Here is an 18932-nt window from a genome sequence, read left to right on the forward strand (position 1 = left end):
GCGATCTCGCCGTCGATCCAGTCCCAATCGACCTTGCCGGCGAGCAGAACCAGCTCGTGCTTCATATTGATGATCTGGTCGAGCCGAGCCCGGAACAGATCGTTCGATCCCGTCGTCTTGTGCTTCTTCGGCCGCATCGTTCCCTCCGATGCAGACAAGGAATCATGCTTCCCGCTTCGAGGGAATCCACGAAAACCAAATCGCAAGGTTCTGACGCCCAAAGCATCAAAACCTTGCAATCTGGAAATGCCCCTTAGCCCAAATCGAGATTCCCGATCAGTGGCTTAGTCCTTCTTCACGGACGACTAACCCACCTCTTCTGCTTCCGCAGTGACGAACAGTGGTGGGTTACGCCCTGCAGATCCGCTTCGCGCATCTGCAGGGCTAACCACCCTACTCACTCTTTCCGCCGCGCCTTCGGCGCGTTCGCCACCACCTGCAGCAGATCCTTGCGCACGGCCTCGATGTGCCGCTCCAGGAACCGGCAGGCCTCCTCGACCTTTTCTGCACGGCAGAGCGCGATCAGCTGGGCGTGCTCCTTCTCGGCAGTGCCCATCGCTTTCGTATTGGAGAGCTGCAGGCGCGTGTAGCGGTCGCTGGTCTGTAGCAGCGACAGCACGATCGCGCGGGTGCGCGGCTGCGGCGCGTGGACGTAGAGCGCCATGTGGAAATCGGCGTTGAGCTGGCCCCATTCGCTGACATTGCGCGCCTTGATCGCCTTCTCGAAACTCTTGTGGATGTCGTCGAGCCCGTCGAAATCCTCCCCGGTGAAGCGCGGCGCCGACTGCGCCAGCAATCGCGGCTCCAGGATGCGGCGCAGGTCGAAGACGTCGTTGATCTCATCCAGTGACAGCTCCGAGACGATGGCGCCCTTCTGCGGCACGATCCGCACCAGCCCTTCAGCCTCGAGCTGGAACAGCGCCTCGCGCACCGGGATGCGGCTGACGCCATAGGCATCCCCAAGCGCGTCCTGGCGCAGTTGCGATCCCGCCGGATAGGTGCCGTCGAGGATCGCCTGCCTGAGCTGATCGACGATCGCAGCCGACAGGGTGCGATGCTTCAGAGGCTGTTTCATCTGACGTTCCGTCCCTGCTTCCGACTCGTCCGTCCCAGGCGGTCCCTGTCTTGCATGTTGAGCTGCCCGGCAAAAGCCGGTGCCCAGCAAAAGCGCGTCCTGCCGCCGAAATGACCGCAATTCCCGTTTGACACCCCAAATGTATAAATTATACATTTAGCAATCGCACGACAAATCTTCGGGGGTTGGGGCCTCTTCATGATCGAGCAGACCATGCCGGCCACGCGCGCGCTCAGCCTCCGACGTACGATCGTCCGGATGTCGAACGCCCTGCTCGCCTTCGAGCGTCTGGCGCTGATGGGCCTGATGTATCTGCTCACCGGATTGATCCTGGTGAACGTCGTCACCCGCTACGCGCGTTTCCCGATCTACTGGATCGATGAATCCGCGGTCTATTGCGTGGTTTGGCTGACCTTCGTCGGTGCCTCCGCGATGACGCGGCTGCGGCTCGACTTCGCAGTGACGATGCTGACGGAGCGGCTTTCGCCGCAGCACCAGAAGGTTGCTAAGGTGATCTCGACCAGTCTGGTCGTCGTGTTCGGCGTCGCCCTGACCATCACCTGCGTGCTCTGGATGGACCCGGTCGGGCTCGCGCGCGCCGGGTTCGACGGGCGCAAGCTCGCGGCCGAAACCTTCAACTTCCTCTACACCGAGCACACCCAGACGCTGAACTGGCCGACCTGGGTGCTTTATCTGACGCTGCCGATCTTCGCGGTGTCGATGACCGTGCACGGCCTCGCCAATCTCCTCGAAGATCTCCAGCTGGTCCCGCGCACGCCGCCGAAGGGTTTTCAGCTCTCCGAGCTCGACGGGGTCAACTGATGGTCACGTCCGCCGCCTTCGTCGCGATCATGCTGGTCGGCGTGCCGATCGGGCTCTGCCTGTGCCTCGCCGGCCTCGTCTACATCGCCGCCTCGGGCAATCCCGTGCTGTTCCAGTCCTATCCGCTCCAGTTGTTCGGCGGTGTCGACAGCTATGGTCTGATCGCGATTCCGCTGTTCATCCTGATCGGCGAGATCATGAACGGCGGCGGCATCACGCGGCGCATCGTCGACATGGCGATGGCCTTCGTCGGCTCGCTCAAGGGCGGGCTCGCCTACGTCAACATCCTCGCCAACATGTTCATCTCCTCCATCCTGGGGTCGGCGACCGCACAGGTCGCGATCATGGCCCAGATCATGGTGCCGGAGATGGAGAAGAAGGGCTACGACAAGACCTTTGCGGCTGGCCTCACCGCCTATGGCGGCATGCTCGGCCCGATCATCCCGCCCTCGGTGATGTTCGTGGTCTACAGCGTGCTGGCGCAGGTCTCGGTCAGCGACATGCTGATCGCCGGCATCGTGCCGGGCGTCATCCTCACCGTGATGTTCTGCCTCGTCATCGCGCTGATGGGATACATGTACAACTATCCTCGCGCCGACTATCAGACGCCGCGCCAGCGCCTGATGACGATCCTGCGGACCTCGCCGACGCTGCTGATCCCGATCGTCATCGTCGGCACGATTCTGAGCGGTCTCGCCAATGCGACGGAATCAGCGGCCGTCGGCGCCGTCGCCGCCGCCCTCGTCGGCAAGTACTGGACAAAGGAATTCGAGTTCTCGCAGCTGCCGCAGATGATGCTGCGCAGCGGCATCTATTCGGCGATCGTGCTGTTCCTGGTCGCAGCCGCCGCCGTGTTCTCCTGGGTTCTGATCTTCGGCAAGGTGCCGCAGGAAACCGCCGGCTGGATCCAGTCGGCCGCCAAGGACCCGGTCAGCTTCATGCTGATCTGCAACGTCATCCTGCTGATCATCGGCACGGTCATCGACGGCATTCCCGGCCTGATCATGACGGTGCCGATCCTGCTGCCGGTCGCAACCGACGTCTATCACATCGACCCCCGGCATTTTGGCGTCGTTGTGGTGATCAACCTCGTGCTCGGCCTTTTGTCGCCGCCGGTCGGGCTCTGCTTCTTCGTCGCGGCCGCCGTCACCGGCGCCAAGCCCGGCAAGATGTTCATGGTGACGCTGCCGTTCTTCGTCATCTCCTGCGTCCTCCTGGTGCTGCTCTCGCTCTACCCCTCGCTCTCGCTGATCCTCATCAAATAGGCCCATCCAAAAGGAAGCCCGACCATGCCGCTTTCACGCCGCCGCTTTCTCGCCGCCAGTGCCGCCGCATCGGTGTTCGCGCCGTCCCTGGCGCTTGCCCAGGCCAAGGAATTTCGCCTCGGACTGATCACGCCCAACGGCCATTCCTGGAACAAGGCCGCGCTCAAATTCGGCGATGAGCTCAAGGCCGCCACCAACGGCCGCCTGACCCTGACCGTGTTCCACTCCGGCCAGCTCGGCAACGAGCCCGCCATGATGCAGCAATTGCAGTCCGGTGCGCTCGACATGGGCTTCATCCAGGCCGCCGAGCTCGGCTCGCGCGTGCCGCACATCGCCGCGATCAACGCGCCCTACATCGTTCGCTCGACGCCGGCGGTGGCAAAATTCGTCCGGCATCCGGCGGCCGTCAAACTGTTCGAGGTGCTGCCGCAGGAGACCGGCACGATCGGCCTCGGCTGGGGCATCACCGGCATGCGCGCGGTGTTCTCATCCAAGGACCTGAACACGCTCGCCGACATCAAGGGCATGAAGCTGCGCATCAACCCGACGCCCGTCTATCGCGATTTCTATTCCTCGCTCGGGGCTGCGCCGACGCCGATCCCGACGCCGCAGGTGTTCGACGCCATGGCCAACGGCCAGGTCGACGGCCTCGAGGCCGATCTCGAATTCTCCTGGAACCAGCGCTTCGACAAGGTCTCGAAAGTGATCCTGCAGATGAACGCCGTCTTCATGCCGATGGCCGCGGTCGTCTCCGGCCGGGTCTGGCAGTCGTTGCCTGCAGCCGACCGCGAGCTGATCACCAAGACGATCAAGACGACGCTGGATGCCCAGATCGACGAACTCGCCGGCAACGAGCCGGCGCTGATCGAGAACTTCAAGAACGCGCCGATCCCGATCCGCCAGGTCCCCGCCGGCGACACCGAAGCCGTCATCGCGGAGTTCGACAGGATCTGGCTGCCCAAGGCACCCGTCCTCGCCGAGCTGCGCAAGGTCGGCTCGACGCTCTGATCCCAACCGCCACCCTTTTCGCCACAACCGGCGGCCCCAGCCCCCCGCCGGCAATACACTTGGAGTGAACTCATGAGCCGCCGCGTTTCCTGGGAAGGCGTCTTCCCGGCCGTCACCACGCAATTCCACGACGACCTCTCGCTCGACATCAATGCCACCGCCAAGGTGATGGACGGATTGATCCGCGACGGCGTCTCCGGTCTCATCGTCTGCGGCTCGGTCGGCGAGAACACCTCGCTGGAGCGCAAGGAGAAGGTCGCGATCATGGAGACGGCGAAGTCGGTCGCGGCCGGCCGCGTGCCCGTGCTGTGCGGCATCGCCGAGTTCACCACGGCGTTTGCGGTCGAGACGGCGAAGGAAGCCGCACGCGTCGGCATCGACGGCGTGATGGTGATGCCGGCCCTGGTCTACTCGTCCAAGCCGCACGAGACCGCCGCGCATTTCCGAGCCGTCGCCAGTGCGACCGACCTTCCGGTGATGCTCTACAACAATCCGCCGATCTACAAGAACGACGTCACCCCCGACATCCTGGCCTCGCTCGCCGATGTCGAGACCGTGGTGTGCTTCAAGGATTCCTCCGGCGACACGCGGCGCTTCATCGACACCAGGAACATGGTCGGCGACCGCTTCGTGCTGTTCGCAGGCCTCGACGACGTCATCGTCGAGAGCGTCGCCATGGGCGCCGTGGGCTGGGTCTCAGGCATGTCGAACGCCTTCCCGCGCGAGGGCGAGACGCTGTTCCGCCTGGCCAAGGCCGGCCGCCTGGCCGAGGCGATGCCGCTCTACGAATGGTTCATGCCGCTCTTGCATCTCGATGCCCGCCCGGACCTCGTCCAGTGCATCAAGCTGTGCGAGCACATCATGGGCCGCGGCACCGCGCTGACCCGCCCGCCGCGCCTGGCCCTGCTGCCGCAGGAGAAGGCCGAGGTCGAGGCCATGATGGTCAAGGCGCTGAAGAACCGGCCGCAGCTGCCCGATGTCGGGCTGAAGGCAGCTTAGGCCGAGGTTTCGTAGGGTGAGCAAAGCGTAGCGTGCCCACCACCTGCCGATGATTGCGAAAGATCGTGGGCACGGCGCTTCGCGCCTTTGCCCACCCTACGGCAGCTCTCTCAGTCGTCATTGCGAGGAGCTCTTGCGACGAAGCAATCCAGACTGCCTCGATGGAAAGACTCTGGATTGCTTCGCTGCGCTCGCAATGACGGAGAATTACGTCGCAGCCCGCTTCTTCTTCGCATTCAGCGCAGACGCCACGCGGCTCACCGGCGGCTTGCCCAGCACGCCGCTCATCTCGTTCGTCGCCGCCAGCAGCTTCTCCATATCCACGCCGGTCCTGACGCCCATGCCTTCGAGCATGTAGACGACATCCTCGGTCGCGACATTGCCGGTCGCGCCCGGCGCGTAGGGACAGCCGCCGAGCCCGCCGGCGGCGGAGTCGATGACGCGGACGCCCTCCTCCATCCCCGCGTACAGGTTGGCGAGCGCCTGGCCGTAGGTGTCGTGAAAATGCATCGCGAGTTTTGCGGGCGGGACGTTGGCGCTGACTGCGCGCAACATGTCTTTCGCCTTGCTTGGCGTGCCGACGCCGATGGTATCGCCGAGCGAGATCTCGTAGCAGCCGAGATCCCACAGCGTGCTCGCGAGATCGGCGACGGCCTTCGGCTTGATCTCACCGTCGAACGGGCAGCCGAGCACGCAGGAGATATAGCCGCGCACGGGTACGCCATCTGCCTTGGCGCGCGCCAGCACCGGCTTGAACCGCTCGATGGACTCCGCGACCGTGCAGTTGATGTTGGCACGCGAAAACCCTTCGGAGGCTGCCGCGAACACCGAGACCACCTTAGCGCCGGCGGCGCGCGCGGCGTCATAGCCCTTCTCGTTCGGCACCAGCACGTGGAATTCGGCGCCCTTGATGTGGCTGACGCCCCGCAGCACGGCATCGGAGCTTGCCATCTGCGGGATCGCCTTGGGCGAGACGAAGGCGCCGACCTCGACCGTATCGAGGCCGGCCCCGACCAGCGCCTCGACGAAGGCGATGCGGGCCTCGACGCTGACGGGCGTCTTCTCGTTCTGGAGGCCGTCGCGCGGCCCCATCTCGATGATGCGGACCTGGTCGCTCATGTCAGTCTCCCGAAGGCTCGACCACGGCGAGCTCGACGCCCTCCTGCACGATATCGCCGACCTTGCACTTGATGGATTTGAGCACGCCGGCATAGGGCGCGCGTAGCGTCTGCTCCATCTTCATCACTTCGAGCGTCAGGATCGGCGCGCCCTTGTCGAGCTTGGCGCCCTCCTCGGCCAGCACGGCGACGACTGTGCCCGGCAAGGGTGCCGCGATCTTGTCCTCGCCGACATGCTCCTCGCTCTCGCCGCCGAACGGATCGACCCAGTGCAGGTCGAAGCGGCCGTTGCGCGTACGCAGGTAGAGCTCATGGCCGTCGATCACGGCCGCGACGGACGATTTCACGCCGTCGAGCGTGAGATCGAAGCCGCCGTCCTTCGCCGCGATCGTAAAGGCCAGCTCGCGCTCGCCGATCATCAGGGTGGACGGCCCGCTGCCGTAGTTCAGCGTAATCTTTTGCTCCGGACCATGTCCGACGCGGAAGGCAAAGCTGCGCTGGCGGCGGCCGACCGGCTGCCAGCCAAAGGTCTGCCACGGAGAGCTCGCCTGCGCACGGGCGGCCTGCTGCTCCTCGTTGACGATTGCGGCCACGGCCGCGCAGAGCTCGAGCTCGCCGGGCGCAGGTGCCGCGGACGTCAGCACCGCCAGCTCGCGCTCGATGAAGCCGGTGTCGATCGCATTGGTCCGCACCTTCGGGTGCGTGATCAGCGCCGACAGGAACGGAATGTTGGTGATAATGCCGCGGACATCGGACTCTTCCAGGCCGCGGTTGAGCCGATCGATCGCCACATCCCGTGTCGGCGCCCACGCAATCGTCTTCGCCAGCATCGCATCGTAGTAAGGCGAGACTGTATCGCCCTCGCGATAGCCGGCATCGATGCGCAAGCCCCCGGTTTCCGCCGGCAGGCGCCAGGTCGAGATCCTGCCGACCGAGGGCATGAAGTTCTTGGTCGGGTTCTCCGCGTAGACGCGCGCTTCGATCGCGTGGCCGTTGAGCTTGATCTCGTCCTGCCTCAAGGGCAGCGCCTCCCCGAAGGCGACGCGCAATTGCCATTCGACGAGATCAATCCCGGTGATCAGCTCGGTCACGGGATGCTCGACCTGGAGGCGCGTGTTCATCTCGATGAAGAACACGTCCTTGCCGTCGGAGACGAACTCGATGGTGCCGGCGCCGACATAGCTCACCGCACCCGCGGCCTTCCGCGCCGCGGCGCAGACCGTCTCGCGCTGCGCAGCGTTCAGCGTCGGCGACGGCGCCTCCTCGATCACCTTCTGATGCCGGCGTTGCAACGTGCATTCGCGCTCGAACAGCGAGAGCAGATTGCCGTGGCTGTCGCCGATGATCTGCACTTCGATGTGGCGGGGATTGTCGACGTACTTTTCGATCAGCATGCGATCGTCGCCGAACGCGGCCAGGGCCTCGCGCTTGGCGCTGACGATCGCGGGCCCGAGCTCGGCCGCCGAGCGAACGATCCGCATGCCGCGTCCGCCGCCGCCGGCGGACGCCTTGACCAGCACGGGGAAACCAACCTTCTCGGCCGCCTTTGCCAGCGTCGCATCATCCTGGGCATCGCCGTGATAGCCGGGCACCAGCGGCACCCCGGCTTTCTCCATCAGCTCCTTTGAGCCGGATTTCGAGCCCATGGCCGTCATCATCCCGGCGGTCGGGCCGACGAACACCAGCCCGGCGTCCAGGCAGGCCCGCGCGAACTCCGCATTCTCCGACAGGAAGCCGTAGCCGGGATGCACGGCCTCGGCGCCGGTCTTTTTCGCGGCCTCGATCAGCCGCTCGACATTGAGATAGCTGTCGCGGGCGCGTGCGGGCCCGAGCAGCACAGCTTCATCGGCGAGCGCGACATGCATGGCGTCGCGGTCGGCCTCGGAATAGACCGCGACCGTGCGCAGGCCCATGGCACGCGCGGTGCGGATGACGCGGCAGGCGATCTCGCCGCGGTTGGCGATCAGGAGGGTGCGAAAACGCCGGTAAAGCATTGAGCGGTCCATCGCATCACATCCTGAACAGGCCGAATTTCGTCGGCTCGATCGGCGCATTCGATGCCGCCGAGAGGCCAAGACCGAGCACGAGGCGCGTGTCGGCGGGATCGATCACGCCGTCGTCCCAGAGCCGCGCGGTCGCGTAATACGGGTGCCCCTGGCTCTCATATTGCGCGCGAATGGGCTCGCGGAATTTATCTTCCTCTTCTTTCGACCAGCTATCGCCCTTGGCCTCGATATTGTCGCGGCGGACCTGGCTCAGCACCATCGAGGCCTGCTCGCCGCCCATCACCGAGATGCGCGCATTCGGCCACATCCAGAGGAAGCGCGGCGAATAGGCGCGCCCGCACATGCCGTAATTGCCGGCGCCGTAGGAGCCGCCGATCACGACGGTGAACTTCGGCACCGAGGCGGTCGCGACCGCCGTCACCAGCTTGGCGCCGTCGCGCGCGATGCCGCCGGCCTCGTATTTCTTGCCGACCATGAAGCCGGTGATGTTCTGCAGGAACACCAGGGGAATGCCACGCTGGCAGCACAGCTCGATGAAATGGGCGCCCTTCAGCGAGCTCTCGCTGAACAGGATGCCGTTGTTGGCGATGATGCCGACCGGATGGCCCCAGATATGGGCGAAGCCGCACACCAGCGTCGTGCCGTAAAGCTTCTTGAACTCGTCGAACTCGGAGCCGTCGACGACGCGGGCGATGATGTCGCGGACGTCGAAGGGCTTGCGACCATCCACCGGCACCACGCCGTAGATCTCCTCTGCCGCAAACAGAGGATCGCGCGGGGGATGCATGTTGAGGTTCGGCCGCGCCGATGGCTTCAGCGTGCCGACGATGCGCCGGGCGATGCCGATCGCATGGGCATCGTTCTGGGCGTAGTGGTCGGTCACGCCCGACTGGCGCGAATGCACATCGGCGCCACCGAGCTCCTCGGCGCTCACGACCTCGCCGGTCGCGGCCTTCACCAGCGGCGGGCCGCCGAGGAAGATGGTGCCCTGGTTGCGCACGATGATGCTCTCGTCCGACATCGCCGGCACATAGGCGCCGCCCGCGGTGCAGGAGCCCATCACGATGGCGATCTGCGGAATGCCCTGTGAGGACATCTGCGCCTGGTTGTAGAAGATGCGACCGAAATGCCGCTCGTCGGGAAAGATCTCGTCCTGCAGCGGCAGGAAGGCGCCGCCGGAATCGACCATGTAGACGCAGGGCAGATTGTTCTGCCGCGCGATGTCCTGCGCGCGCAGATGCTTCTTCACGGTCATCGGATAATAGGTGCCGCCCTTGATGGTGGCGTCATTGGCGACGATCACGCATTCGCGGCCCGCGATGCGGCCGACGCCGGTGACGACGCTCGCCGAATGCACGTCGCCGCCATAGAGGCCGTAGGCCGCGAGCGGCGACAGCTCCAGGAACGAGGTGCCGGGATCGACCAGGAGGTCGACGCGCTCGCGTGCCAGCATCTTGCCGCGCGCGGTGTGGCGGTTGCGCGAGGCCTCGCCGCCGCCGCCGGCGACCTGGCTGAGCTTTTCGCGCAAGTCAGCGACGAGGCCGCGCATGGCCTCGGCGTTGCGCGCAAAATCTGATGAGGACGGATCGATGCTGGAATGAAGCGGCATGCAAGTCCCGCGTGGCTGGTGATGTCTAAGGGGCCGCGGACAGGTTGGCCCAGTTCCGCGGCAATTCCAAATTGCAAGGAGCTTACGCGGTCTCCGCCATCAGCTCGCGGCCGATCAGCATGCGGCGCACCTCGGATGTACCGGCGCCGATCTCGTAGAGTTTTGCGTCGCGCCAGAGGCGGCCGACCGGGAATTCGGATGTATAGCCGACCCCGCCAAGCGCCTGGATCGCCTCGCCCGCCATCCAGGTCGCCTTCTCCGCGGAATAGAGGATCGCAGCCGCCGCATCCTTGCGCAGGCTGCGGGCGTGGTCGGCGCGGTCGCAGGCGCGCCCGACCGCATAGACATAGGCGCGGGTGGCCTGCCAGGTCGCATACATGTCGGCGAGCTTGCCCTGCATCAGCTGGAAATCGCCGATCGGCTGGCCGAACTGCTTGCGTTCGTGCATGTAGGGCACGACGGCGTCCATGCAGGCCGCCATGATCCCGAGCGGGCCGCCCGACAGCACCGCGCGCTCATAGTCGAGGCCGGACATCAGAACCTTGACGCCCTCGCCCAGCTTGCCGAGCACGTTCTCCTCCGGCACCTCGCACTCGTCGAAGAACAGCGGATAGGTGTTGGAGCCGCGCATGCCGAGCTTGTCGAGATGCTGGCCGTGCGTGAAGCCCTTGAAACCCTTTTCGATCAGGAAGGCGGTCATGCCGCGCGGGCCGGCCTCCGGATCGGTCTTGGCGTAGACCACGAGCACGTCGGCATCGCCGCCATTGGTGATCCACATCTTGGAGCCGTTGAGCACGTAGCGGTCGCCGCGCTTGTCGGCGCGCAGCTTCATCGAGACCACGTCGGAGCCGGCGCCGGGCTCGGACATCGCCAGCGCGCCGACATAGTCGCCGGAGATCAGCTTGGGCAGGTAGCGCTGGCGCTGGGCGTCGCTGCCGTTGCGGCGGATCTGGTTGACGCAGAGGTTGGAGTGGGCACCGTAGGACAGCCCCACAGCGGCGGACCCGCGCGAAATCTCCTCCATGGCGACGATATGGGCGAGATAGCCCATGTTCGAGCCGCCATATTGCTCCGGCGCGGTCATGCCGAGCAGGCCGAGGTCGCCGAGGCGTTTCCACAGGTCCGCCGGGAACAGATTGGCCTTCTCGATGTCGGCCGCGCGCGGGGTGATCTCCGCCTCCACGAAGGCGCGGAGCGTGTCGCGCAGCATGCCGATGTCTTCGCCCAGATCGAAATCGATGCTCGGGATGTTCAAGGCGATTCCTCCGTAATTTGAGACCGAACCTAGCGGGGACCGGGCCCTTCTGCAGTCGAAAAGGTTGCATTTTCCGCCAAACTTGGCGAGGATTTCCGAGAGGAATCCGATGCCTTTCCAAGCCGCAACCGCGATCCCGCGCCGCGCCGTGACCCCCGCCGCCTTCGTCCGCGGCGTGGTGGCCGCCTATGCGCGCTACGGACTGGACCCGGCTGAGGCGCTGCAGCGGGGTCAAATAGCGCCAGACCTTGTCAATTCTCCGGATGGGCGGGTCACGGCCGTCCAGTTCGAGGCCCTCGCCGGCCACGCCATGCGCGAGCTCGACGACGAGGCGCTCGGCTGGTTCTCCCGCCGGCTGCCATGGGGCACCTATGGCATGCTGTGCCGCGCCTCGATCACGGCGCCGACGCTGGAGGTCGCGCTCAAGCGCTGGTGCCGGCATCACCGCCTGCTCACCGAGGACGTGCTGCTCGATCTCGAGGTCGGCGAAGAGACCGCAATCGTGTCGATCCGAGAGCAGCGCGACCTCGGAGCCTTTCGCGAATTCTGCCTCGTCACCCTGCTCCGCTACGTGCTCGGCTTCTCCTGCTGGGCGGTGGATTCCAGGATCGCGCTCCGCACCGCCGAGTTTCCATTTCCCGAGCCCGGCCACGTCTCCGTCTATCCGACCATCTTCTCGCGGACCGTCCGCTTCGACGCGGCCCATGCCCGCATCGTCTTCGACAAGCACTATCTTTCACTGCCGCTGACCCGCAGCCCCGCCGATCTCGACAGCATGCTCAAGGGCGCGCTCAGGCTCACGGTGCTGCCCTATCGGCGCGACCGGTTGCTGGTCGAGCGCGTCCGCCGCGTGCTGCGCAATGCGCGCGGACGAGTCCTCGGCGCCGAGGACGTCGCAAGCGAGCTCGCGCTCTCCACCCGCACCATGCACCGCCGCCTGCGCGAGGAAGCGACCTCGCTGCGCGATCTCAAGGAAGAAGCAAAATTCGAGCTGGCCAAACAGGAGCTGATGCGCGGACGGGTGCCGATCAAGCGCATCGCGGAGATCGCCGGCTTCCGCAACGAGAAGAGTTTTTCGCGGGCGTTTCGGACCTGGACCGGCACCTCCCCGAGCGAGTTTCGCGGAAGATATCGCTGAGGCGCCCTGTTACCTGCTTGTCGTAAACCAACGGCCCCCGAGATCACTCTCGGAGGCCGCAATGTCCTGGATCAGGCTTTGAATTCAGGCCTTAGTTCTGCGCGCCAGAGCGAGCCTTGGGCTGCTTCGTCTGCTTCGGCTGGAAGGCGAGCGCGTCGTTGCTGGTCTTCGAACCGCCGGCCTGCGAGCACGAGCCGCCAATGCCGCCCGCCGCCTGACGGCAGGCTTCCATCGTCGGGTAGCCGCAGCCGTGCGCGGCCTGGGCGCCGTTGGTGATGCAGTAATCGTCGGCCTTCGCAGCCGGCGCCGACAGAACAAGAAACGCAGACGCAAACAGCGTCGCAGCAGACGCTGCGATCGTCCTGGAAGTCGAAGTCATGATGTCTTTTCCTGCTTAGGGTCCCACAAAAGCGTCCTCGGCGTGCGACGCAGACCGAGGTTCACACCTTGCATCTAGGCGGCGGGCGGGCACCGGCAATCACGTCTCAGCGCATTGCAGGACTTCGCAAATCACATGTCACAGTTAGGTGAGTTGATCATGTATAATATTTCGGCTTTTGTGAAATCGCTGACCGATGAAATAGAGATCGAATCCGCTACGCTGCCGGCACCGCCGCCTCCTGCAGCGGCAGCGGCACGTCCTTGGCGACGCCCAGCACCGGAAAGCTGCGGACGTTCTTGACGTCGGGCATCGCAGCGAAATGCAGCAGCTGCTGGCGCATGCTCTCGACGCTCGGCGCGACGCATTTGAGGAGATAGTCGGTGTCGCCCGAAATCCGCCAGCACTGCTGGATCCGCGGGATCGCGGCGATCGAGCTCTCGAACGCCTCCAGCACTGGTTGGGCCTGGCTGCCGAGCTGGATCGAGACGAACGACACCACCTCATAGCCGAGCAGCCGCTCGTCGATCACGGCGCGCACCGCCCGGATCACGCCGCGGCTGAACAGCGATTTCAGCCGCCGCAGGCAGTTCGGCGCGGAGACGCCGACGCGCAGCGCCAGCTCGTTGTTGCGGACCCGCCCGTCCTGCTGCAGCTCGGATAAGATCTTCAGGTCGACGCCGTCGAGCTGGTCACGCCCCGCCATCCCCCACCTCGCCATGGTCGTGTCATGCGCGGCAGCGAAGCACGGGGCGGATTTGGTGCCAACCACCTTAAGCGTCGCTGCGGCTAGAAAAGCGTGGCGGGAAGCTTACCTGCGGCCCATCCTTGAGACGCCCGCCTCCGGCGAGCCCTCAGGATGCGGTCACGCTTCGCGGCAAGATATCAGACCCCCCCCTGGTGAGGAGCCCGCCAAAGCGGGCGTCTCGAACCATGCAGGCCAGGCTCATGCGGTCCCAAAAACGCAGATGCCCGGGCCTTCGCCTCGCCGAAGGGGCTTCGGCCCCGCAGGCGGGACAGGCGCGGGCATGACGGAACGACAGAGGGGGCCGCCCCTCAATGCGTCCAGGGCTCGCCGCGGCGGAACGAGAAATTGTCGGCATAGGCGACCGGGCGGCGGATCGAATCCTGGGGCTCGATGACCTGGTAGGCGATGCCCTTGCGCTCGCAATAGGCGACCGCCTCTTCCTTGCTGTCGAAGCGCAGGGTGATCTGCTGCTTCATGTCGCCCGACGAGGTCCAGCCCATCAGCGGCTCGACCGCGCGCGGCTGCTCCGGCTCGTAGTCGAGCTGCCATTCCTTCGTCTTGGACCGGCCGGATTGCATCGCGTTCTTGGCGGGCTTGAAAATGCGTGCGGTCATGGGTGGTCCAGGCCTCGTCTTTTCGTTCGATTTCGATGCGTCAGGGTGGCAGTTGGTGGAAACCTCGGGGATAGTATAGAGACACCGATCGGGAACTGATTGGTGATTCCGGCCCCCGGTAACCCTCTGCGACGGTATAGTCATTATGCTGCACCGTGACAATTGCGTACCCGCCTTCCGCGCCGGGATCCGGCCCGGTGGCACTGCCTCTCCGACCTCAGCCTGTCCGCCCCCTTCGAAAGCTCCCGTCGCATGGCCTTCCTGAACGTCAGCGCAACGCTCCCCGAGAAAGGCCGCGACCTCAGGCTCGACCTGTTTCGCGGCGTCGCCAACTGGGCGATCTTCCTCGACCACATTCCCGACAACGTGGTGAACTGGATCACGACGCGCAATTACGGCTTTTCCGACGCCGCCGACCTGTTCGTCTTCATCTCCGGCTACACCGCCTCCTTCGTCTATGCGCGGATGATGCTGGAGCGCGGCTTCATCGTCGGCGCCACCCGCCTCACCAAGCGGGTCTGGCAGCTCTACGTCGCCCACATCATCCTGTTCGTGATCTACATCGCATCGATCAGCTATCTCGCGCTGCGCTTCGGCGATTCCGAGATGATCAACGAGTTCAACGTCGCCGGCCTCGTCGACAACGCCACCGAGACGCTGCGCCAGGGCCTGTTCCTGCGCTTCAAGCCGCTCAATCTCGACGTGCTGCCGCTCTATATCGTGCTGATGGGCCTGTTTCCGCCGGTGCTGTGGTTCATGCTGCGCAAGCCCGACCTGACGATGGCGCTGTCGATCGTGCTGTGGCTCGCCGCGCGCCAGTTCGGCTGGAATCTGACCGCCTATCCGGCCGGCCAGTGGTACTTCAACCCGTATTGCTGGCAGGTGCTGTTCGTGTTCGGCGCCTGGTGCGCGATGGGCGGCGCTCGGCGCTCGATGACGCTGATCAATTCGCCGATCACGCTGTGGCTTTGTCTCGGTTATATGCTGTTCGCGCTGATCATGACCATGGCCGGCCGCTTCCCCACCTTCGGCGGCATGTTCCCGGAATGGCTGTTCTCGGCCTTCAACCCCAACGACAAGACCAACCTCGCGCCCTACCGTTTCCTGCATTTCGTCGTGATCGTGATCCTGGTGATCCGCTTCGTGCCGAAGGACTGGCCGGGCCTGGAATGGAAGGTGTTCGACCCGCTGATCGTGTGCGGCCAGCAGTCGCTGGCGGTGTTCTGCGTCGGCGTGTTCCTGTCCTTCGTCGGCCATTTCGAACTGTCGATGAGCTCGGGCTCGCTGTTCGCGCAGCTCTTCGTCAGCATCGCCGGCATCGCGATCATGACGACCGTGGCCTATTACATCTCGTGGTCGAAGAAGCAGGACAAGCCGCTGAAGCCGCCGCCGGCCAAGCCGGCAGCAGAGGCCAAGGCGGCCTGAGGGAGGCCGCCTGAGGGAGGCGGCAGCTACGCCGCCTCTTCGCCGTCGAACTCGGTGAATTTCTTGTAGATCCAGTCGCGGCCGTCGTGCCGGCGCCAGACCTTGCCGTAGACGAGCTGCCCGTTGATCGAGCGGCGTGGCACGATCACGGTCCAGAGGTGCCAGATTTCGGTCCAGCTCGACTGCTTGCTGACGGTTTTGAAGTTGCGATCGAAAGACATGACGCAGAACTCACAGGATACGCGCGCCGCGACGAACTGTGATCTTGTGTGAGCACGGATTTCAGGCAGCCCATCGCGAGCCGGGACCGATCTGATAACGCCCCTTGAGGCGGCCGCAACAACCGCTCGCCCTTAACCTAACCGATCAACCTTACCTGCCGCGAACGGTTGGCCGGAGCGGTTGAAAGCTGGCGCCGGTTTTTCTAGAATGCATGCGCGATTTGAGATGAGCGCACCGTTTTGGACGCGTGGCGATTTTGAACTGACATTGTATTTTGAAAAATGACTTACTGGCGGGGACAACCGCGATGAGCTTGCACTGTGTATGTTTGCGTCTGGCGGCGCGATCGGTACCGCCTGCCCCATTACTCAGGACGTCCGTTCAGGAACCGCCAAAGCCCGCCAACGACAACCAGATGGTCTGGCCGCTCGTACCGTTTCCGCCCGGCTGGCACGCGTCGAGCTGATCGCGTTCGGTCTGAAAAGCGCAACGCCGCGCAAGCGGAATATCATCGCTTGGCGGCGTCCGTTTAGGCATTGGGCGCTGAAATCCCCAACACTGATATGTCTGTGGCGACAAGCCAAAGGTTCGATGAATCATTGCTAATTCTGCGCCCCGTGGCCCTCGCCAATACCTTGAAAAATCGCGCGGAAGTCGTGCGATGCGGACAATGACCGCCAAGGCTTTGGCCAGCTTCGGACATGCCGCTCGCGCGCGATTCAGGACACCATCAGAATGCGGCCTGCCCTCCGTCGGCGATCAACCTGGCTAGACCGCAGCACTGGCGCTGGACGCGCTGGCGGATGCATTCTGGGCATTGGCGCCGAGTGCGCCTTGGGCGTTGTAGGTCTGCCCGGCCTGGCTGTTTTGACCGGCTTGCGAGCTCGCGGACGTCTCGACCTCCGTCGTGCCGTCGGAATAGGTGATCGTGGTGGTGGTGACGCCATCGATGGTGATCGAGACCTCGCTGACGATGGTCTTGGCCGAGCTGCCACCGCCTCCCGATCCCGAGCTTCCGCCCGCCGACTGCGACGAGGATGTCGCCGACGTCGATGACGTCGCCGAACTCGACGAAGCCGCCGGTGTCGAAGATGCCGCGGAGGACGACGCCGTAGCGGTCGGCGGCGTCGTCGTCACCGCCGCGCTGGCCGATGCAATCGCACTGATCGACATGAAGACCTCGTCCTAGGGAGCCTCGGGCGCAACGCCGGTTGCGTAGCCACCCTTCTGCTTCAACGCGGCGGGCGGGCGAAGCAGGCGCTGGCGGCGTGAAAAATTCGGCGCAGCGGACATTTTCCCGCCCCGACCGCAGCAACCAAACGCCGCCCTGCGCGTTGCAGCTTCTTCCCACCTGTCCGGGAGATCTGCGCGGCTGCTCTCAACGCGCGCCCTCATGGATGGATAGTCATCTCGTCTCACGTCCGTGTGAGCTGGAGCGCGGCCGGTGAATTTCTTCGACCGAGCAGAGACCAATGAAGAGAAGGCCGCAAGGCAAGGGGGCGCAGTGAGCCAGATCGATACGACCGAGAAACTCTCCGAGGCACCGGAGAGCGGAAGCTCACTGTTCGCGCTCTGCGGACTCGGCGTCGCGGGGATCGTCATGCTGGGCTGGATCTGTGCCCTCGCCTGGATCGCTTGGCGTCTCGTCGATTGGCTGCTGTTCTGAAGGGGCGCTAGCGGGCTGTCAGGCCCTCGCTTTGAGGCATCGACACCGGGACTGGTCGGGGCAGCTGGATTCGAACCAACGACCTGCAGTACCCAAAACTGCCGCGCTACCAGGCTGCGCTATACCCCGAATGTCCGGCGAGCCCCGTCGATACACGCTTCCAAAGGCGTCAGCAAGCTTACAAACCGGCGCCCGCAAGGCTGGCAACGCCCCGCTTGGACGACCCTATTTGCTGCCGAACAGCGGGTGGCCGACACGGTCGCCGGGGCGGATGCCGTATTTCTGCGCCGTTCCCGCCACCACCTCCAGAACCGCCCGGGCGGGGCCCCGCGAGGAGATGATCTTGGTCGACAGCGGCTCGGTGTTTTCCGCAATCCGCAGGATGCGGCCGTCGGCGCGGATGAAGATCATGTCGAGCGGGACATAGGTGTTCTTCATCCACATCGAGATTTCCTGTTCGGGATTGAAGTCGAACAGCATGCCTTTGCCGTCGGCGAGCTCCTTGCGGTACATCAGGCCGGTCTGCTTCTCCTCCTCGGTCGTCGCCATCTCCACCGAGAACACCTGCACGCCGTTCTTCGTGACGATCTCGAGCGGCTGGAAGCTGGCGGCGCCGACCGGTGCGCTTGCGGCGGCAAAGGTGGCGACGAGGATGGCGACCAGCCAGCCCCTCGCAATGGACCAGACGGCCTTTCGATCAAAGTTCATGGGACGGTACTCGAGGCGGGTGAGACTGAACCAGTCCTTACGCGGCGACCATCACAAAAGCCAGAGGCGCGCTGGCTGGCCAGCGCGCCTCTGCTCACGATTGCGGGAACTGGCGCCTTCAGTGCGACTGCAGGCCCGGCGAGCCGGTCTCGGGATGGATCTCGGCCGCCATCATGCCCTTGGAGCCGGGCCCGAAGCGGACCAGCACATACTGGCCGGGGCGCAATTCGGTCATGCCGAAGCGGCGCAGTGTCTCCATGTGCACGAAGATGTCGGGCGTGCCCTCGCCACAGGTCAGGAAGCCGAAGCCGCGCAGCCGATTGAACCATTTGACCTGGGCCCGTTCCAGCCCGCTGGTCGGCGTGACCGTGACATGGGTGCGCGGCGGCAGCATCTGCGCCGGATGGATCGCGGTCGACTCGTCCATCGAGACGACGCGGAATGCCTGGTAGCCCTTGGCGCGCTGGATGCACTCCACGACGATGCGTGCGCCCTCATAGGCGGTCTGGAAGCCGTCGCGCCTAAGCACGGTAACGTGCAGGAGGACGTCGGGCCAGCCATTGTCGGGAACGATGAAGCCGTAGCCTTTGGAGGCGTCGAACCATTTGATGACGCCGGTCACCTCGACGAGATTGGCGCTGGCCTCGCCCAATCCGGTGAAGGGACTGAGCGCAGTGTCGCGGCCAGCGCCGCCGTGCTCGCCCGGCGTCAACCGCCCCGGCGAAGTGCCCTGCCCAGGAATTCCAAGCTTCTTGGACTCAAATCCGTCCGACGACCCCATAACCCCGGACCCCACACTGCCATGCAACCCGCCACATTGGCGGCGCTCGAATCACGCGTCTTAAGAGAATGTTCTCAATTCGACGCGACGCGAA

19 protein-coding genes, 1 tRNA gene and 1 pseudogene are annotated in these 18932 nt (G+C 64.8%); 8 read left to right on the top strand and 13 right to left on the bottom strand.

Features of this window, described 5'->3' with window-relative positions:
- A pseudogene (locus IQ16_RS33130) lies at nt 1-137 on the bottom strand (IS5/IS1182 family transposase); the annotation flags it as partial.
- 260 nt (nt 138-397) lie between these two features.
- Entirely contained in the window at nt 398-1075 is a 678-nt protein-coding gene (locus IQ16_RS33135; RefSeq protein WP_145831981.1) for a GntR family transcriptional regulator, read from the bottom strand.
- A 198-nt stretch (nt 1076-1273) separates the two neighbouring features.
- Between IQ16_RS33135 and IQ16_RS33140 the strand changes: the two genes are divergently transcribed.
- The 4 genes from IQ16_RS33140 (at nt 1274) to IQ16_RS33155 (ending at nt 5169) form a co-directional block, all read left to right on the top strand.
- On the top strand, nt 1274-1897 hold the full coding sequence (locus tag IQ16_RS33140) for a TRAP transporter small permease (protein WP_018641826.1): 624 nt from the start codon (nt 1274-1276) through the stop codon (nt 1895-1897).
- Nucleotides 1897-3162, top strand: a complete 1266-nt coding sequence (locus IQ16_RS33145; protein WP_018641825.1) for a TRAP transporter large permease — start codon at nt 1897-1899, stop codon at nt 3160-3162. Before IQ16_RS33140 ends, IQ16_RS33145 begins: the two co-directional genes overlap by 1 nt.
- Before the next feature lie 24 nt (nt 3163-3186).
- Complete coding sequence (locus tag IQ16_RS33150) at nt 3187-4170, top strand: TRAP transporter substrate-binding protein (protein ID WP_018641824.1); 984 nt, start codon at nt 3187-3189, stop codon at nt 4168-4170.
- A 72-nt stretch (nt 4171-4242) separates the two neighbouring features.
- Nucleotides 4243-5169: a dihydrodipicolinate synthase family protein gene (locus tag IQ16_RS33155; protein ID WP_018641823.1), complete on the top strand. Its 927-nt coding sequence runs from the start codon at nt 4243-4245 to the stop codon at nt 5167-5169.
- Nucleotides 5170-5376: 207 nt separating this feature from the next.
- Here IQ16_RS33155 and IQ16_RS33160 read toward each other — a convergent pair whose 3' ends face one another.
- The 4 genes from IQ16_RS33160 to IQ16_RS33175 all read right to left on the bottom strand — a co-directional run bounded on the left by IQ16_RS33160 (nt 5377) and on the right by IQ16_RS33175 (nt 11112).
- Nucleotides 5377-6288, bottom strand: a complete 912-nt coding sequence (locus IQ16_RS33160) for a hydroxymethylglutaryl-CoA lyase (RefSeq protein WP_018641822.1) — start codon at nt 6286-6288, stop codon at nt 5377-5379.
- Nucleotide 6289: 1 nt separating this feature from the next.
- Nucleotides 6290-8293, bottom strand: a complete 2004-nt coding sequence (locus tag IQ16_RS33165) for an acetyl/propionyl/methylcrotonyl-CoA carboxylase subunit alpha (protein ID WP_026311816.1) — start codon at nt 8291-8293, stop codon at nt 6290-6292.
- A 4-nt stretch (nt 8294-8297) separates the two neighbouring features.
- Nucleotides 8298-9902, bottom strand: a complete 1605-nt coding sequence (locus IQ16_RS33170) for a carboxyl transferase domain-containing protein (protein ID WP_018641820.1) — start codon at nt 9900-9902, stop codon at nt 8298-8300.
- An 82-nt stretch (nt 9903-9984) separates the two neighbouring features.
- Complete coding sequence (locus tag IQ16_RS33175) at nt 9985-11112, bottom strand: isovaleryl-CoA dehydrogenase (protein WP_145832000.1); 1128 nt, start codon at nt 11110-11112, stop codon at nt 9985-9987.
- A 154-nt stretch (nt 11113-11266) separates the two neighbouring features.
- On the opposite strand from IQ16_RS33175, the gene IQ16_RS33180 reads away from it, so the two are divergent.
- Nucleotides 11267-12295 (top strand): AraC family transcriptional regulator, encoded by a 1029-nt coding sequence (locus IQ16_RS33180; RefSeq protein WP_018641818.1) that lies wholly within the window; start codon nt 11267-11269, stop codon nt 12293-12295.
- Nucleotides 12296-12386: 91 nt separating this feature from the next.
- Here the strand turns inward: IQ16_RS33180 and IQ16_RS33185 are convergent, their stop codons facing one another.
- From IQ16_RS33185 to IQ16_RS33195, 3 genes are all read right to left on the bottom strand, one after another.
- The gene (locus IQ16_RS33185; RefSeq protein WP_026311815.1) at nt 12387-12674 is read right to left on the bottom strand and encodes a DUF3551 domain-containing protein; all 288 of its coding nucleotides are present in this window, start codon (nt 12672-12674) and stop codon (nt 12387-12389) included.
- Between the two features lie 217 nt (nt 12675-12891).
- Nucleotides 12892-13380: an Lrp/AsnC family transcriptional regulator gene (locus tag IQ16_RS33190; RefSeq protein ID WP_018641817.1), complete on the bottom strand. Its 489-nt coding sequence runs from the start codon at nt 13378-13380 to the stop codon at nt 12892-12894.
- A gap of 350 nt (nt 13381-13730) precedes the next feature.
- Nucleotides 13731-14036 (bottom strand): ETC complex I subunit, encoded by a 306-nt coding sequence (locus IQ16_RS33195; RefSeq protein WP_018641816.1) that lies wholly within the window; start codon nt 14034-14036, stop codon nt 13731-13733.
- 252 nt (nt 14037-14288) lie between these two features.
- Between IQ16_RS33195 and IQ16_RS33200 the strand changes: the two genes are divergently transcribed.
- Entirely contained in the window at nt 14289-15461 is a 1173-nt protein-coding gene (locus IQ16_RS33200) for an OpgC domain-containing protein (RefSeq protein ID WP_018641815.1), read from the top strand.
- Between the two features lie 26 nt (nt 15462-15487).
- Here IQ16_RS33200 and IQ16_RS33205 read toward each other — a convergent pair whose 3' ends face one another.
- Complete coding sequence (locus IQ16_RS33205) at nt 15488-15682, bottom strand: hypothetical protein (protein ID WP_018641814.1); 195 nt, start codon at nt 15680-15682, stop codon at nt 15488-15490.
- A gap of 932 nt (nt 15683-16614) precedes the next feature.
- On the opposite strand from IQ16_RS33205, the gene IQ16_RS45290 reads away from it, so the two are divergent.
- Both IQ16_RS45290 and IQ16_RS33215 read left to right on the top strand, forming a co-directional pair.
- Nucleotides 16615-16872 (top strand): hypothetical protein, encoded by a 258-nt coding sequence (locus IQ16_RS45290; RefSeq protein WP_158646956.1) that lies wholly within the window; start codon nt 16615-16617, stop codon nt 16870-16872.
- A gap of 255 nt (nt 16873-17127) precedes the next feature.
- Nucleotides 17128-17349 (top strand): hypothetical protein, encoded by a 222-nt coding sequence (locus IQ16_RS33215; RefSeq protein WP_018641812.1) that lies wholly within the window; start codon nt 17128-17130, stop codon nt 17347-17349.
- 52 nt (nt 17350-17401) lie between these two features.
- Here IQ16_RS33215 and IQ16_RS33220 read toward each other — a convergent pair.
- The 3 genes from IQ16_RS33220 to IQ16_RS33230 all read right to left on the bottom strand — a co-directional run bounded on the left by IQ16_RS33220 (nt 17402) and on the right by IQ16_RS33230 (nt 18838).
- A tRNA-Pro gene (locus IQ16_RS33220) sits at nt 17402-17478 on the bottom strand.
- Between the two features lie 96 nt (nt 17479-17574).
- On the bottom strand, nt 17575-18057 hold the full coding sequence (locus IQ16_RS33225; RefSeq protein ID WP_018641811.1) for a DUF192 domain-containing protein: 483 nt from the start codon (nt 18055-18057) through the stop codon (nt 17575-17577).
- 118 nt (nt 18058-18175) lie between these two features.
- Nucleotides 18176-18838 carry a cold-shock protein gene (locus IQ16_RS33230; RefSeq protein ID WP_026311814.1) on the bottom strand — a complete coding sequence of 221 codons (663 nt, stop codon included), beginning with the start codon at nt 18836-18838 and terminating at the stop codon, nt 18176-18178.
- Nucleotides 18839-18932: the final 94 nt, after the last annotated feature.

Origin of the sequence: Bradyrhizobium huanghuaihaiense (genome assembly GCF_007830635.1) — a bacterium.
In the GTDB taxonomy this organism is placed as follows: Bacteria; Pseudomonadota; Alphaproteobacteria; order Rhizobiales; family Xanthobacteraceae; genus Bradyrhizobium; species Bradyrhizobium huanghuaihaiense.